The organism is Phaeovulum sp. (assembly GCF_041596715.1).
Lineage (GTDB): Bacteria > Pseudomonadota > Alphaproteobacteria > Rhodobacterales > Rhodobacteraceae > UBA6213.
The window spans coordinates 1-14,269 of sequence record NZ_JBFHIA010000057.1 but is presented as its reverse complement, the minus strand read 5'-3'; the positions used below and the strand labels follow the sequence as shown (position 1 = coordinate 14,269).

The following is a 14,269-nucleotide window of genomic DNA, read 5'->3' as shown; positions in this document are numbered from 1 at the left end:
CAGGTGCGCGCGCTGGCAAAAGGCGATCGCGCCGCCTTTGAGCGTGTCTACCGCCAACACAACGCGGCGATGGTGCGCTTTGCCGATAGTATCCTCAGAAGCCGCGCGAGCGCCGAAGAGGTCACGCAAGACGCTTGGGTTGCGGTGCTGAAAAACATTGGCGGTTTCGAGGGGCGCTCGTCCTTGGCGGGCTGGATCTTTACGATCGTGTTGAACAAGGCGCGCACCCGCGCCGTGCGCGATGGCCGCGCGGTTTCCTTCGACGGCGCAGGCGAAGACGACAACCTTGCAGCCGCTTTCGATGGCCGTGGCCGCTGGAAGGACATGCCCGAACTTTGGGAGGAAATGACCGCCGAGCGGATCGTGGCGGGGCGAAGCCTGTTGCAGCACGTCAATGCCGCTATCGAAACCTTGCCGCCCGCTCAGCGCGCGGTGCTGGTGCTGCGCGCCCAGCAGGGGCTTGAGGCCGCCGAGGTCTGCACCATTCTGGGTATCAGCGATGGCAATATGCGTGTTCTTTTGCACCGCGCGCGGCTGGCCATACGTGCTGCGCTGGACGCATTGACATGAGACGGGGCAGGGGGTGCAGGTTGCAGACGCGCCATTCCTGCTTTTGCTGTTGTAACGCATTGGCTTTCGGATCGTCATTCCCAAGCGATGCATGAAAAGGACTTCGCTAGATGCTAAGTTGCAAGGAAGTTGCCCAACGCGCCTCTGCCATGATCGATGGCGAGCTTGGTGCGTGGCAAATGTTGCAGATGCGGATGCATCTGGCGATGTGCAAAGGTTGCGCGCGGTTTGTCAGCCAGCTGCGCACCACGCGCGATCTGGCAGAGGCCGCAATGGCTGCCGATGCCTCGCAAGAGGCCGTGGATGCCAGCGTCAGCGCTATTCTATCCCGGCTAAATGACGGCAAACCGCAGAGCGGTTGACGCCCCGGCGATCATCGCTACGGCCAAGGGGCGATCCGTGCTAAAAAGGGCGGAACAGTCCGAATGCGGAGACCCTTTATGGCTCAGCCACTTGAACTCGGCCTCGATACTTTTGGCGATGTTACGGCGCGCGAAGATGGCCAGCTGAAATCGCACGCCGAAGTGCTGCGCGATGTGCTGGATGAGGCGGTACTGGCTGACGAGCTGGGGGTGGATTTCTTCGGGCTTGGCGAACATCACCGCGATGATTTTGCCATTTCTGCGCCCGAGGTGGTGCTGGCCGCAATTGCCGCGCGCACCAAACGGATCAGGTTTGGAACCGCGGTCACGGTGCTGTCGTCCGACGATCCGGTGCGGCTGTTCCAGCGGTTTTCTACGCTCAACGCACTGTCGGGGGGGCGCGCCGAGGTGATGCTCGGGCGCGGCTCGTTCATCGAAAGCTACGAGCTTTTTGGCTTCAAGCTTGATGATTACGAAGAACTGTTCGAGGAAAAGTTGGATCTGTTCGCGCGCCTGATCCGCAATGACGTTGTCACTTGGACAGGCAAGCACCGCGCGCCGCTACGCCGCCAGCGGGTCTATCCGCCGCTTGGGCCCGAGGGGCTGAAGGCGTGGATCGGTGTCGGTGGCAGCCCCGAGTCCGTGCTGCGCGCGGTGCGCCATGAGTTGCCGATGATGCTCGCCATCATCGGCGGTGCCGCGCAGCGGTTTCTGCCCTTTGTCGATCTTTACCAGCGCAGCTACGCCCAGATCGGCGGCGCGCCGCAACCGCTTGGCGTTCATTCCCCCGGCCATATCGCGCCCACCGATGCCGAGGCGCAGACAGAGGCTTTTGCGGGCTACAAGGTGTTGCATGATCGGATCGGGCGCGAACGTGGCTGGCCACCGACCACCCGCGCCGATTTCGAGCGCGAGATCGAACACGGCGCGATGTATGTGGGCGCGCCCGAGACCGTGGCGCAGAAAATCGCAGATTGCGTGCGCACGCTGGGGTTGAGCCGGTTCGATATGAAATACTCGATGGGTACGCTGCCACATGCGGCGCTGATGCGCTCGATCGGGCTTTACGGCTCGCAGGTCATCCCGCGGGTGCGTGCGCTGCTTGCGTAATGCGCGCGATTTGCCGCATGCGCTTGCGTCACATTGTGGCCCCTGTCATTTGGGGGCAGCATTGAAGTGTGTGTTCGAATGGCCCTGCGATGGCCGGTTCGGGCGCAAGGCCAGGGGCAAGGCATGTCGCAGACCGTCGTCGAAAAAAGCGTGACGCCATTGGCGTTGATCACGGTAGGCGGGCTCGCGCTGGCGCTGCTGGCCAGTTTTGTGTGGCCGTTGCCTGCCGCCGTCACGGCCGGGCTGCTGCTTGCCTATGTGGCAGGCGGCGTGCCCGCCGGGGTAAGTGCGCTTGATGCGCTTCTGCGCGAGAGGGTGCTGGCGATTGATCTGCTGATGGTGCTTGCGGCGCTTGCGGCGCTGATGGTGGGCGCCGCACTTGAAGGCGCGGTGCTGCTTGCGCTGTTCTCTGCATCGGGTGCGCTGGAAGCGCGTGCTTTGGGGCGCGCACGGCGCGCGGTCGAGGCGTTGATGGCGTTGCGACCCGAAACCGCGTTGCTGTTGGGCCCCGACGGGGCCTTGACCGAGGTACCGGTGGCCAGCCTTGCCCCCGGCGCGCATGTTCTGCTGCGCCCCGGTATGCGGGTGCCGGTGGATTGCGCGATCACCACCGGCGAGGGCGATATTGACGAAGCGACGATCACCGGCGAGTCGATGCCGGTGCGCAAAAGCGTGGGCGAGCCGCTGTTTGAGGCGACGGTGAACCTGAACGCGGTGCTAGAGGTTGCGGTGACGCGGGCGCAGGGCGAAAGCACGGTGGCGCGGATGATCGAAATGGTCACGCGCGCGCAGGCCGCGCGCGCGCCTTCGGAACAATTCGGTGACTGGTTCGGGCAGCGTTATACAGCTGTTGTCTTGGCGGGCGCGGTCTTGGCCTATGTGGTGCTGATCTGGCTTGGCTGGAGCAGCGCAGACGCGCTTTACCGCGCCGCCACGCTGCTTGTCGCAGCCAGCCCCTGCGCCATCGTGATTTCTGTGCCCGCCGCGATGCTTTCGGCGCTAGCGGCGGCGGCGCGGGGCGGTGTGCTGTTCAAGGGCGGTGCTGCACTTGAGGCGCTGGGCGAGGCGCGCATCTTTGCTTTCGACAAGACCGGCACGCTGACCACCGGTCACGCCGAAATACGCCGCATCGTCGCTGTTGATGGCGATGAAGCGGCGCTTTTGGCGTTGGCGGCGGGTTTGGAGGCACATTCCGAGCACCCGGTGGCAGGAGCCATTCGCTCCGCAGCAGAGGCGCGCGGCTTGGTGCCTGTTGCGGTACGCGAGGTCAGCACGGTCACCAGCGAAGGTATCGCAGGGGTGCATGGGGAGGCGCTGGTCTGGGCGGGCAACGCGCGTATGGTGGCACGGATGCTGGCCGAAGAAGACGATCTGCCGCCAGAGTTGCAAGTCCTCGCCAATTCATCGGAAACAGTGGTCTGGATCGGGCGCGGGCCGCAGGTCTTGGGCGGCATCGGGTTGGCCGATAGCCCGCGCGGCTCTGCTGCGCCGGGGCTTGCGGCGCTGCGCAAATCTGGCGTCTCGCGCCTTGTGATGATGACCGGCGACCGGCAAGAGGTTGCCGCATTGATCGGCAAAGAGCTTGGCTTTGCGCCCAAAGATATTCACGCAGGGCTTTTGGCCGAGGACAAGCTGCGCCTTGTCGCCGAACTGACCGGTGAAGCGCGCGTCGCCTTTGTGGGGGACGGGGTGAATGACGCGGCGGCATTGGCGCGTGCCGATGTGGGTGTCGCGATGGGGGCCGCGGGTAGCGATGTGGCATTGGCGGCGGCCGATGTGGCGCTTTTGTCAGACGATCTGACCCGCGTTGCCGCGGCGCAGCGATTGGCGTTGCGCACACGCGCAATCATTCGCGCCAACCTCGTCTTCGCCATTGCGGCCATGATGGTGCTGGTAGCCGCCGCACTTGCCTTCGAGTTGCCCTTGCCAATCGCGGTGATCGGCCACGAAGGGGGCACTTTGCTTGTGGTGCTTAACAGCCTGCGGTTGCTGACAGACAAGATCCGAACCGACCGCGCCTAGGCCACCAGCCGGGGCTCGCCCTTCTGCCGTGCCGGTGGTATCGATTCGTGCCGGTTGCGACACGAAAGGAAGATCATGAGCCGCCTTACCCATTCCGAAACGCACACGTTGCACCGCGTCGGTTGGTTGCGCGCGGCCATTCTTGGCGCAAACGACGGTATCGTTTCTACGGCAAGTTTGCTGGTGGGCGTCGCGGCCGCAGGTTCGGGCAAACCCGAGATTCTGGTCGCGGGGCTTGCAGGGCTGATGGCAGGTGCGATGTCGATGGCGGCGGGCGAATATGTCTCGGTCAGTTCACAAACCGATGCCGAGCGCGCCGATACCGCGCGCGAGCGTGCCGAGATCGAAGAACATCCCGAAGACGAGCAGAAAGAGCTTGAAGACATCTACGCCGCGCGCGGGCTTGACCGCCACCTCGCACGGCTGGTGGCCGAGCAACTGACCGCACATGACGCGCTGGGCGCGCATCTGCGCGATGAACTTGGCATTTCAGAATCACTGACAGCGCGGCCCGTGCAGGCGGCGCTGGTTTCGGCGCTAACCTTTGCCTCCGGCGCGGCCTTGCCCTTGCTTGTGGCGCTGGTTTCGCCGCTGGCTTCGGCGTTGCCGATGATTGGCGGCGCGACGGTGGTGGCGCTGGCGCTTTTGGGGGCAGTCGGGGCGGCGGCAGGGGGCGCAGGGCGCTGGCGCGGTGCTGCGCGCGTGACGTTTTGGGGCGTGCTTGCAATGGCGGCAACCGCGGCGGTTGGTGCGCTCTTCGGCGTGATGGTCTGACCGCGCGCTTGCCCGGCCCCCTCTGACAGGTCACACTGGCGGTGAGGGGAACGGAAAGGCATGGAAACCCAGATCGCGATTGGCCTGCGCCAGAGACGCGCGTTGTCGATGACTACGCGGCTGCGGCAGGCGATCGGCCTTTTGCGCCTCGACAACCAGCAACTGTCCGAACATCTGAGGCAGCTTGCAGCAGCAAATCCGCATGTTTCGCTGACCGCCGCGCCGCGCCCGGTGCAAACGCCAAACTGGCTTGACCAATTCTTGGCGGCACCGCCACCGGCTGATGCCGCAAAACCGGCAGCGGCGGCACCGGGCGGCGGGCTATCGCCATCGGATGCGGCAGAGCGTGTAATGGCACCGCCGCCGGGGCTGATCGAGCATCTGCGCGCGCAGATCGGGCTTTTGGTGCGCGCGCCCGCCGACCGCCCGCTGGCCGAGGCCTTCCTCGCCGCGCTGGAACCAAGCGGCTGGCTGGGCGCAAGCGTCGAGGATATCGCCCGGCACAGTGGCCGCCCGCTGGCTGATGCCGAACGTGTGCTGGCGGCGCTGCAACAGGCCGAACCTGCGGGCCTGTTTGCCCGCTCGCTGGCCGAATGCCTTCGGCTGCAAGCGCAAGACCAAGGGCTGCTGACCCCCGATTTTAACTGCCTGCTTGGCCATCTGCCGCTTTTGGCCAAGGGCGCGATGGCAGAGCTTGCCACGCTATGCGAAGCCACGCCCGAACGGTTGGCCGAAATGCTGCGCGCGCTCCGCGCCATGAACCCAAAGCCCGGCGCCAGCTTTGACGCAGCCCCGATGCCTATTCGCGAGCCCGACCTGATTGTGCGGCGCCAAGGCAAGGACTGGACGGTCGAGCTGAACCGCTCCACCCTTCCTGTCATCACACTCGGTGAATCCCCCGAAACCGGTAACGACCCGCTTTGGCGCGAGGCGCAATGGATCGTGGGTGCGGTGGCACGGCGTAACGCGACCACGCTGCGGATCGCGCGCGAGATGCTGGTGCATCAGGCTGGGTTTCTGGAAAAAGGCGCGCAGGCGATGCTGCCGCTAAGCGCCGCCGATGTTGCGCGCGCGACGGGCTTGCATCTTTCTACCATCAGCCGCGTGACCGCGGGGTTGATGGTTGCCACGCCGGGCCCAACGCTGCCGCTGCGTGCGTTTTTCAGCGCAGCGCTGCCGGCGCGCGAAGGGGGCGAGGGCATTGCCACGGCGCGGCTTTTGCACGAGATGCAGGCGCTGATTGCTACCGAAGACCCGGCCGCGCCTTTAGGAGACGCCGATATCGCGCGCCATTTCGAGGCAGAGGGGGTCATCGTGGCGCGTCGCACGGTGGCCAAATACCGTGGGCTGCTGGGCATTGCAGCCGCATCCGCACGGCGCAAACGATGATTTGCACGTATAGCCAGCGCGTGGAATGCGCACATGGGGTGCGCGCATTTCACGCATTGCGCCTGAAAAACCGTGCCCCGCAACGCGGTGCTTCACGCAGTGCGCGAAAAAGCGGCAGAAAAACCGCCCCCGAGCGCTGGGCATAATTCTGGCACGACTTGTGCATGTATACCCATGTCCGCCCTAACCCGGACAAATGCGCCGCCCCGAGCGCAGAAACAGGGAGATAAAGAATGACGAACCTGCAACGCCTACTATTGGCTTCTGCCATGGCGATTGGCCCGGTAGCACCCGCGGCCTATGCCGCCGACCTTGTGGTTGGCTTCACGCTCGACGCTGATACGCTGGATCCCGCCAACCACCGCAAGCGCGAAACCGAGACGGTTATCCGCAACCTCTATGACGGTTTGCTGACGCGTGACCCCAACATGGTCGTGGTGCCCGAGATCGCGGAATCGATGACTCAGGTCTCGCCCACGGTTTATGATTTCAAGATCCGCGCCGGGATCAAGTTTCACGATGGCACGATGATGACCGCCGAAGACGTGAAGTTCTCGCTCGACCGCGTGGTGGTCGAAGGTGCCATGGGCAATGGCCAAACCAGCCCGCGGCAAAGCCTGATGGGGCCGGTTGCCTCGGTCGAGGTGGTGGACGGCGACACCGTTCGCATCACGCTCAAAGAGCCGTGGCCAATTTTGCCCGCGATGCTGCCCAACCAGCAGATCGTCTCGAAAGCCTTCGTCGAGCGTGTCGGCTCGGAAGGGCTTGCAACCGAAGAAAACGGCACGGGCCCGTTCCGCCTTGTCGAATGGCGCAAGGGTGAATCGATCATCATGGAGCGTTTCCCCGAATACTATGGTGGCGCTACGGATATTGCCCCGGTCGGGCCGGCCTGCGTGGACCGCGTGATCTTCAAGATCATTCCGGAAAGCGCGAGCCGTGTTGCCGCGCTTCTGGCGGGTGACGTGCATATCATCAACGAGTTGCCCGCCTTCTCGATTGCGCAGGTCAATGCCAACTCTGGCACCCATGTGATGACGGTCAACGGCACGCGCAGCTTCTTTGTCGCGATGAACCTAGAGGGCGAGTATTTCGATGACCCGCTCGTGCGGCAGGCTGCGGCCCATGCGATCGACAAGAACCTGCTGATCGACAAGATCCTTGGCGGCAACGCCGCGCCGATCAATGGCATCCTTTCACCTGACGCCTTTGGCGCGTCGGATCTGCCGGTTTATGGCTATGACCCCGAAATGGCGAAAAAGTTGCTGGCCGATGCGGGCTTTCCGAACGGCATCGATGTCGTGATGGATACCGAAGGCGCGTTCAAAGATACCGCCGAGGCCATCGCCTCTTTGCTGACCAAGGTCGGCATCCGTACGACCGTTGCGGTGGGCGAAAGCGCGCAGCTTACCTCCAAGTGGCGGTTGCAAGGCAAAGCGCCGAAAACCGGCGACATGTACTTTTCCAGCTGGGGCAACGGCTCGCTTGACCCGTTCGACATCTTTACGCCGACCCACCGCACCAACGACCGCGGCAACTCGGCGGGATATTCGAACCCGGCTGTGGATGCGCTGCTGGACGCGGCCGCGACAGAGCTTGACGTGGCCAAGCGCGCTGGAATGTACCGTGAGGCAGAGTTGATGATCAACGCAGACCTGCCCTACCTCTATCTTTGGGTGCCGCAAGACATCTACGGTGTCTCTGACCGGCTGAGCGGCTGGAAACCAAGTGCCGACAGCCGCATCAATCTGCACGACGCTTGCCTGAACTGAGCACATCCAAAACAAGGAGGGATCGGGCATGAGCCTTGGCAAGCTTATCGAACGCCTGCTGCAACTCGTGCCCGTTCTGTTGGGCGTCAGCCTCATCGTTTTCGTGATGATGGCGCTGACGCCCGGCGACCCGGTGCAGATCATGATCGGGGATCAGAACATCACCCCCGAACAGGAAGAGGCGCTGCGCCGTGGCCTTGGGCTAGACCGGCCCATCGTCGAGCGGTTCTTCGTCTTTATAGGCAACGCCCTGCAAGGCGACTTTGGGCAGAGCTTCTATCACCGCCGCCCGGTTGCCGATGTCATTGCCGAACGCTTGCCCGCCACAATCGAGTTGAGCCTTGTCGCGCTGATCGTGGCGCTGGTGACGGCGATTCCGCTGGGGGTGCTGGCTGCGATCCGCAAGAACTCCATTTTCGACAAACTCGCCACGGTCGGCTCGCTTCTGGGCGTATCGCTGCCGGGCTTCTGGTTCGGCATCCTGCTGATCATGCTTTTCGCGGTGCAATGGAACATTCTGCCTGTCTCTGGCCGGATCGGCTATTCAAGCGAGATTGAAACCATCACCGGCTTTCTGCTGATCGATACGCTGCTGCGCGGCAACCTGCCCGCCTTTTGGGATGCGGTGAAGCACATCCTGCTGCCTGCCATCACGCTTGGTCTGCCGATGACCGCGATCCTGATGCGCGTCACCCGCACCTCGATGCTGGAAGTGCTGCGGCAGGATTATGTGACCTTCGCCGATGCCAAGGGCCTTAGCCGGGCGCGCGTTCTGTTTCGCCACGCGCTGAAGAACGCCTTGATACCAACCGTTTCGGTGGCCGCCATTGAAACCGGCAGTCTGCTCGGCGGCAACATGATCGTGGAAACGGTGTTCGGCTGGCCCGGCCTCGGGCGGCTGGTGGTGGAAAGCATCTTCTTGCGTAACTACCCGCTCGTGCAGGCTGCGGTGCTGCTCTACGCGGTGATCTATGTGGGGCTGAACTTCTTTGCAGACATTCTCTACACTGTCCTCAACCCGCGGGTGAAGCTATGAGCATGGCCGCCGCAACCCCCGCCGCCGACACCATCTTTCGCCGCAATCTGGCAAGCTTCATGGCCAACCGTCTGGCAATGGCCGCGGCGGTGGTGGTGGTGCTGTTCGTTGTCATGGCCGCCTTTGCGCCTTGGCTTGCACCACAAGACCCTTATGAGACGGACCTTTTCCGCCGCCTGCAACCGCCCGCATGGGTAGAGGGTGGCGAATGGGGCTTTCTTCTGGGCTGCGATGCGCTTGGGCGCGACATCTTTTCCCGCATCATCTACGGCGCGCGGATTTCGATCTTCGTCGGCGTTACGGTGATCGTGCTGGCCACTGGCATCGGCATCATCGCGGGGCTCGCCTCGGGCTATCTGCGCGGCTGGGTCGATGTCATCATCTCGCGGATTGTCGATATTCTTCTGGGCTTTCCCTACCTGATCTTTGCAATCGGGCTGATGGCGATGATGGGGCCGGGGCTTGGCAACATCATTCTGGCGCTGGCCTATAAGGAATGGGTTATCCCGGCACGGGTGGTGCGCGGCGAAACCCTTGCCGTGCGCGAGCTGGAATATGTCGAGGCAGCGCGCGCCCTAGGCGCCTCGCCGCGCCACATCATGCTGCGTGAAATCCTGCCCAATATCCTCTCACCAGTGGTAGTGGTTTCGACCATCCGCATGGCCAATGTCATCATTCTGGAAGCCTCGCTTTCCTTCCTTGGGCTGGGCGTGCAGCCGCCGATGGCAAGCTGGGGCTCGATGGTTTCCGATGGCCGCGCCTTCATTCTGGAGGCGTGGTGGGTTTCAACATTCCCCGGCCTTGCGATCCTGCTTTTGGTGCTGGCGATCAACGTGGCAAGTCAGGGCCTGCGTGACGCCTTTGACCCGAGGTTCCACGAATGAGCGCGCTTTTGGAAGTGCGCGGGCTGCGCACCGTGTTTGATACCCGCGCCGGCGAAGTCTGGGCGGTCGATGGTGTCGATGTCGAGGTGCGGCGCGGCGAATGCCTTGGCATCGTGGGGGAAAGCGGCTCTGGCAAATCGGTCACCTTTGCTTCGGTGATGGGGCTTGTCCGCAGCCCCGGCCGCGTGGCCGAGGGGCAGATCTTGTTCGAGGGGCGCGATCTGCGCGCGCTTAGCATGCGCGAAATGCGCGAGGTGCGCGGCAAGGAAATCGCCATGACCATGCAGGATGCGCTAACCGCGCTGAACCCGGCACTTACGGTGGGTGAACAGATCAGCGAAGTGCTTGAAGCGCATGACGAAACCCTGCCTGCGCGGGGCAAGGCACGGCGCGCGGCGATCCGCGCGAAATCGGTGGAGATGCTGGGCCTTGTCGGCATCCCCTCTGCCGAGAACCGCCTGCGCCAGTATCCGCACGAGTTTTCCGGCGGTATGCGCCAGCGCATCATGATCGCCATCGCTTTGGCTTGCCGTCCGAAGCTGCTGATTGCAGACGAGCCGACCACCGCGCTGGATGTCACCATTCAGGCGCAGGTGCTGGAACTCATCACCGAGATCCGTGAAAGTTTGGGCATGAGCGTGGTGCTGATTACGCACGACCTTGGCGTGGTGGCCGAACATTGCGACCGTGTGTTGGTGATGTATGCGGGCCAGGTGGTCGAGGCGGGCCCTACCGCCGAGGTTATCGCCAACCCGCGCCACCCCTACACACGCGGCCTTCTGGCCTCGATCCCGCGCCCGGCCATGCGCGGCCAGCCGATTAACCCGATCGAGGGGCAGGTGCCCGACCTGATCGGCATGGCACCGCAATGCCGCTTCTATTCCCGTTGCCCCCTGCGCCGCGATGCCTGCCTTGCCCCGGTGGCGATGCGACCGGCGGGCGAGGGGCGCTTGGCGCGCTGTATCCTGCTTGATGAGGTGCCCGCATGAAGCCGCTGTTGTCTGTCGAGCATCTTTCCAAGCATTACGAAGGTCGCCGTGGCCTGATCGAGCGGATGACCGGGGTGCCCCATACCGTGGTGCGCGCCGTCAATGACGTAAACCTGACCGTGGGCCGGGGCGAAATCCTTGGGCTGATCGGTGAATCCGGTTGTGGCAAATCCACGCTTGGCCGCGCCATTTTGCGGCTGAACGCGCCGATTTCGGGCAAGGTTACCTTTGATGGAACCGATGTGACATCGCTCGATCCGGTCGCGCTGAAGAACATGCGTCGGCGGATGCAGATCATCTTTCAAGACCCCTACGCCAGCTTGAACCCGCGCCGCACCGTTGCCGAAATCGTCGGCCTGCCGCTAAAGCTGCACGGATTGGCAAGCGGCGAGGAAGCCCGTGCCATCACCGAGCGGATTGTCGAGCGGGTGGGGCTGAAGGCGAACCAGCTTGACCGCTATCCGCACCAGTTCTCAGGTGGCCAGCGCCAGCGCATCGGCATTGCGCGCGCGCTGGTGTCGAGCCCCGAGTTCATCGTTTGTGACGAGCCTGTTTCGGCGCTCGATGTCTCGATTCAGGCGCAGATCATCGCGCTGCTGCTGGAACTCAAGCGCGAGATGGGGCTGACTTACCTGTTCATTTCGCATGATATTTCGGTGATCGGCTATCTTAGCGACCGGGTCGCCGTAATGTATCTGGGCGAGATCGTCGAGATGGGGCCGGTTGAGGATGTGCTGGCCAACCCGCGCCACCCCTACACCCAAAGCCTGCTTTCGGCAGTGCCCGAGATCGAGGCGCATGGGCGGCGTGCGCGGGTGCGGCTGAAGGGTGATCTGCCCTCGCCGCTGCGTCCGCCGTCGGGGTGCAAGTTTCACACCCGTTGCCCTTTGGCGATCGACATCTGTCGCAGCAAAGCGCCGGTCAACGAGGGGGTAGGGCCCGGGCACACCGCTGCCTGCCACCGGCTGGCCGAGGGGGTCAGCCTGATGGATGAGGGTCAGACATGAACATCAAGATGCAGCTTTCCGGGTCAGCTTACACGCGCGGCCACGAACAGGCGGCGCCAGCGTGGTTGGGTGCCAAGGTCCGTGACGCAACCCTTGGCCGGGTCGAGACTGCGAGGGCCGAGGGGGTGTTTGACGAAGCCTCGCTGGCCTATCTGGCCGCGCAGCGCGCGTTTCATCTTGCCAATGACCCGGAAGGCATGGCCGAGCTTTTGGGCATCGCCGAAGGGTTCGGTTTTCCGGAGCCCGAGCTTTTCGCGCATATGCACCTTGGCACGCTGCGCGATCTGAAGGGCGGTGCCGCGCTGAAGGATGGCTGTTCGGCCTGGGCCGTGGGGCAGGGGCCAGACGGCCCGATGGTGGTAAAAAACCGGGATTATTCGGGCGTTCATCTTGGCGTCCAGTCGATTGCGCACCACACCGGCCCCGATGTGATTTCGGGTGGTATGCTGTGCCTTGGCAGCCTTGGCAGCCCCGGTGCCTATTCCAGTGGCATCAATGCTGCGGGGTTGGCGCTGGCCGATACGCAGGTGTCGGTTGCCACCCACCGCGTAGGCTGGCTGCGGTATTTTCTGATGACGCGGATTCTGGCGCGCTGCACCACGGTCGCTGAGGCGGTTGAGATGGTGCGCACAACGCCGCACGCAGGTGGCGGCACGCTGGTTCTGGCCGATGCCACTGGTGCCACCGCGGCGATCGAGTTGGGCGCGGCTGGGGTGACTGTGACGACCGGGCCAGAGGTCTGGCGCACCAACCACTATACCGGCGCGCTTGCACCCGACACGTTGCAACCCCGCGATGACAGTATCGCGGCCAATTCGCACGCGCGGTTCGACTATCTGGCGCGGGTCCTGCCCGGCAAGCCATGGGGGCGTGAAGATGCCCAGGGTGTGATGGGAACCCATGCCAATACAGCACCCGGTGCGGCGCCGATTTGCCAGCACGGGGCCGCAGATGCCGCCGAAACCATTTCCTCGGCGGTCTATTCGTGTAACCTGCAGCGGATGGATTACTGCGAAGGCAATCCCTGCACCGGCGCGTGGCGAAGCATTTCGCTCGCCGCCTGACCGGGTGCCGGTCGGATGGGGCGCGGCATGGCCGATTACAAAAGCGAACTGGTGGGTACCCACCCAAGCATTGATGCCCTGCGAAAACTGATTGATCGGGTGGCCAACAGCCCGGCGCGCACCGTGCTGATCTACGGTGAAACCGGCACCGGCAAGGGGCTGGTTGCGCGCATGATCCATCAAGCCTCGTCCCGTGCCGCGCGCGAGTTTGTCGATATCAACTGCGCTGCGATCCCGGCAAGCCTGCTTGAATCAGAGCTTTTCGGGCACGAGCGCGGTGCCTTTACCGGCGCGGTCGAGCGAAAACTGGGCCTGATCGAGGCGGCCAACAAAGGCTCGGTCTTTCTGGATGAGATCCGAGAGCTTGACCCGCCCTTGCAGACCAAGCTTCTAAGCCTGCTCGACACCCAGCAATTCCGCCGCGTTGGCGCGGTCAAGCCGACGACGGTGGATGTGCGCTTTATTGCAGCCACCAACAAGGTGCTGCTGTCCGAGGTGAACGCGGGCAAGTTCCGCGAAGACCTCTATTACCGCTTGCAGGTGGTTGCGCTGAACCTGCCGGCGCTGCATGAACGCGGCGATGATGTGCTGACGCTCGCGCGATATTTCATCAAAAAATACAACGCGATGTACAAGCGCGACATAACTGGAATGGCACCGGAAACCGAAGATATCTTTATGCGCTACCGTTGGCCGGGCAACGTGCGCGAACTGGAAAACCTGCTGGAGCGTATCTTCATTCTGGAAGAGGATGACGTGATCCTGCCGCGCCATCTGCCTGCGCGTATCTTGCGCTCGGTCGCCGCAGGTGGCGCACCAGTGGGCCCCGAAGGCGCAGCGCCCGCGCCCGAGGGTAGCTTTCGCGAAGCGACCGAGGCTTTTCAGCGCATGATCGTGGCGCAGGCGCTAGAGGCGGCCGAGGGCAACCTACAAACAGCGGCAACGCGCCTTGGCCTAAGCCGCCACGCGCTGCGCCATCAGATGATCAAGCTGGGCCTTACCTGAGCGTGAAAACCCTTATTGCGGCGCGCGGATTCCACGCATGTCCCTTGTTGCTTTCAATTTAAGCAAAATAACTGCATTAAAACAATAGGTTGTCGTACGCCCCTCTTGGCACGCTTTGTGCATATAGGAATGCAACTGAAGCTGTCCACGAGGAACCCCATGGCGTCGCTCCGTATCATCTGCCCAAATGGCCATCTCGGCTTCGCACCGCTGAAACCGGTGAGCTTTCAATCCGCCGTCGCGACCCAGCCCGATTTCATTGCCGCGGATTCGGGCAGTGACGAT

General features: G+C 63.4%; 13 protein-coding genes. All 13 read left to right on the top strand.

Going from position 1 to position 14,269, the window contains the following annotated elements; genetic code table 11:
* The coding region (locus tag ABY403_RS05825) for an RNA polymerase sigma factor (RefSeq protein WP_372839793.1) at window positions 1-570 on the top strand (570 nt) is incomplete at its 5' end.
* A 110-nt stretch (window positions 571-680) separates the two neighbouring features.
* Complete coding sequence (locus ABY403_RS05820; RefSeq protein WP_372839791.1) at window positions 681-932, top strand: zf-HC2 domain-containing protein; 252 nt, start codon at window positions 681-683, stop codon at window positions 930-932.
* Between the two features lie 78 nt (window positions 933-1,010).
* Window positions 1,011-2,042 (top strand): LLM class flavin-dependent oxidoreductase, encoded by a 1,032-nt coding sequence (locus tag ABY403_RS05815; protein WP_372839790.1) that lies wholly within the window; start codon window positions 1,011-1,013, stop codon window positions 2,040-2,042.
* 123 nt (window positions 2,043-2,165) lie between these two features.
* Window positions 2,166-4,064 (top strand): heavy metal translocating P-type ATPase, encoded by a 1,899-nt coding sequence (locus tag ABY403_RS05810; RefSeq protein WP_372839788.1) that lies wholly within the window; start codon window positions 2,166-2,168, stop codon window positions 4,062-4,064.
* Window positions 4,065-4,139: 75 nt separating this feature from the next.
* On the top strand, window positions 4,140-4,838 hold the full coding sequence (locus ABY403_RS05805; protein ID WP_372839787.1) for a VIT family protein: 699 nt from the start codon (window positions 4,140-4,142) through the stop codon (window positions 4,836-4,838).
* Window positions 4,839-4,898: 60 nt separating this feature from the next.
* Window positions 4,899-6,227: an RNA polymerase sigma-54 factor gene (locus ABY403_RS05800; RefSeq protein ID WP_372839785.1), complete on the top strand. Its 1,329-nt coding sequence runs from the start codon at window positions 4,899-4,901 to the stop codon at window positions 6,225-6,227.
* A gap of 233 nt (window positions 6,228-6,460) precedes the next feature.
* A complete protein-coding gene (locus ABY403_RS05795; protein WP_372839784.1) occupies window positions 6,461-7,999 on the top strand; it encodes an ABC transporter substrate-binding protein in 1,539 nt (512 codons plus the stop codon).
* A 28-nt stretch (window positions 8,000-8,027) separates the two neighbouring features.
* A complete protein-coding gene (locus ABY403_RS05790; protein ID WP_372839782.1) occupies window positions 8,028-9,035 on the top strand; it encodes an ABC transporter permease in 1,008 nt (335 codons plus the stop codon).
* A complete protein-coding gene (locus tag ABY403_RS05785) occupies window positions 9,032-9,919 on the top strand; it encodes an ABC transporter permease (RefSeq protein ID WP_372839781.1) in 888 nt (295 codons plus the stop codon). Before ABY403_RS05790 ends, ABY403_RS05785 begins: the two co-directional genes overlap by 4 nt.
* Window positions 9,916-10,908, top strand: a complete 993-nt coding sequence (locus tag ABY403_RS05780) for an ABC transporter ATP-binding protein (protein WP_372839780.1) — start codon at window positions 9,916-9,918, stop codon at window positions 10,906-10,908. The genes ABY403_RS05785 and ABY403_RS05780 overlap by 4 nt, the downstream gene beginning before the upstream one ends.
* The gene (locus ABY403_RS05775) at window positions 10,905-11,915 is read left to right on the top strand and encodes an ABC transporter ATP-binding protein (protein ID WP_372839778.1); all 1,011 of its coding nucleotides are present in this window, start codon (window positions 10,905-10,907) and stop codon (window positions 11,913-11,915) included. The genes ABY403_RS05780 and ABY403_RS05775 overlap by 4 nt, the downstream gene beginning before the upstream one ends.
* Window positions 11,912-12,979 carry a C45 family autoproteolytic acyltransferase/hydolase gene (locus tag ABY403_RS05770; protein ID WP_372839776.1) on the top strand — a complete coding sequence of 356 codons (1,068 nt, stop codon included), beginning with the start codon at window positions 11,912-11,914 and terminating at the stop codon, window positions 12,977-12,979. The genes ABY403_RS05775 and ABY403_RS05770 overlap by 4 nt, the downstream gene beginning before the upstream one ends.
* A gap of 27 nt (window positions 12,980-13,006) precedes the next feature.
* A complete protein-coding gene (locus ABY403_RS05765; RefSeq protein WP_372839775.1) occupies window positions 13,007-13,984 on the top strand; it encodes a sigma-54 interaction domain-containing protein in 978 nt (325 codons plus the stop codon).
* The last annotated feature ends 285 nt before the right edge of the window (window positions 13,985-14,269 follow it).

What these genes read in the sequence shown, in the direction of transcription:
- ABY403_RS05820 (WP_372839791.1), top strand. Translation starts at nt 681, where the DNA reads ATGCTAAGTTGCAAGGAAGTTGCCCAACGCGCCTCTGCCATGATCGAT.
- ABY403_RS05815 (WP_372839790.1), top strand. Translation starts at nt 1,011, where the DNA reads ATGGCTCAGCCACTTGAACTCGGCCTCGATACTTTTGGCGATGTTACG.
- ABY403_RS05810 (WP_372839788.1), top strand. Translation starts at nt 2,166, where the DNA reads ATGTCGCAGACCGTCGTCGAAAAAAGCGTGACGCCATTGGCGTTGATC.
- ABY403_RS05805 (WP_372839787.1), top strand. Translation starts at nt 4,140, where the DNA reads ATGAGCCGCCTTACCCATTCCGAAACGCACACGTTGCACCGCGTCGGT.
- ABY403_RS05800 (WP_372839785.1), top strand. Translation starts at nt 4,899, where the DNA reads ATGGAAACCCAGATCGCGATTGGCCTGCGCCAGAGACGCGCGTTGTCG.
- ABY403_RS05795 (WP_372839784.1), top strand. Translation starts at nt 6,461, where the DNA reads ATGACGAACCTGCAACGCCTACTATTGGCTTCTGCCATGGCGATTGGC.
- ABY403_RS05790 (WP_372839782.1), top strand. Translation starts at nt 8,028, where the DNA reads ATGAGCCTTGGCAAGCTTATCGAACGCCTGCTGCAACTCGTGCCCGTT.
- ABY403_RS05785 (WP_372839781.1), top strand. Translation starts at nt 9,032, where the DNA reads ATGAGCATGGCCGCCGCAACCCCCGCCGCCGACACCATCTTTCGCCGC.
- ABY403_RS05780 (WP_372839780.1), top strand. Translation starts at nt 9,916, where the DNA reads ATGAGCGCGCTTTTGGAAGTGCGCGGGCTGCGCACCGTGTTTGATACC.
- ABY403_RS05775 (WP_372839778.1), top strand. Translation starts at nt 10,905, where the DNA reads ATGAAGCCGCTGTTGTCTGTCGAGCATCTTTCCAAGCATTACGAAGGT.
- ABY403_RS05770 (WP_372839776.1), top strand. Translation starts at nt 11,912, where the DNA reads ATGAACATCAAGATGCAGCTTTCCGGGTCAGCTTACACGCGCGGCCAC.
- ABY403_RS05765 (WP_372839775.1), top strand. Translation starts at nt 13,007, where the DNA reads ATGGCCGATTACAAAAGCGAACTGGTGGGTACCCACCCAAGCATTGAT.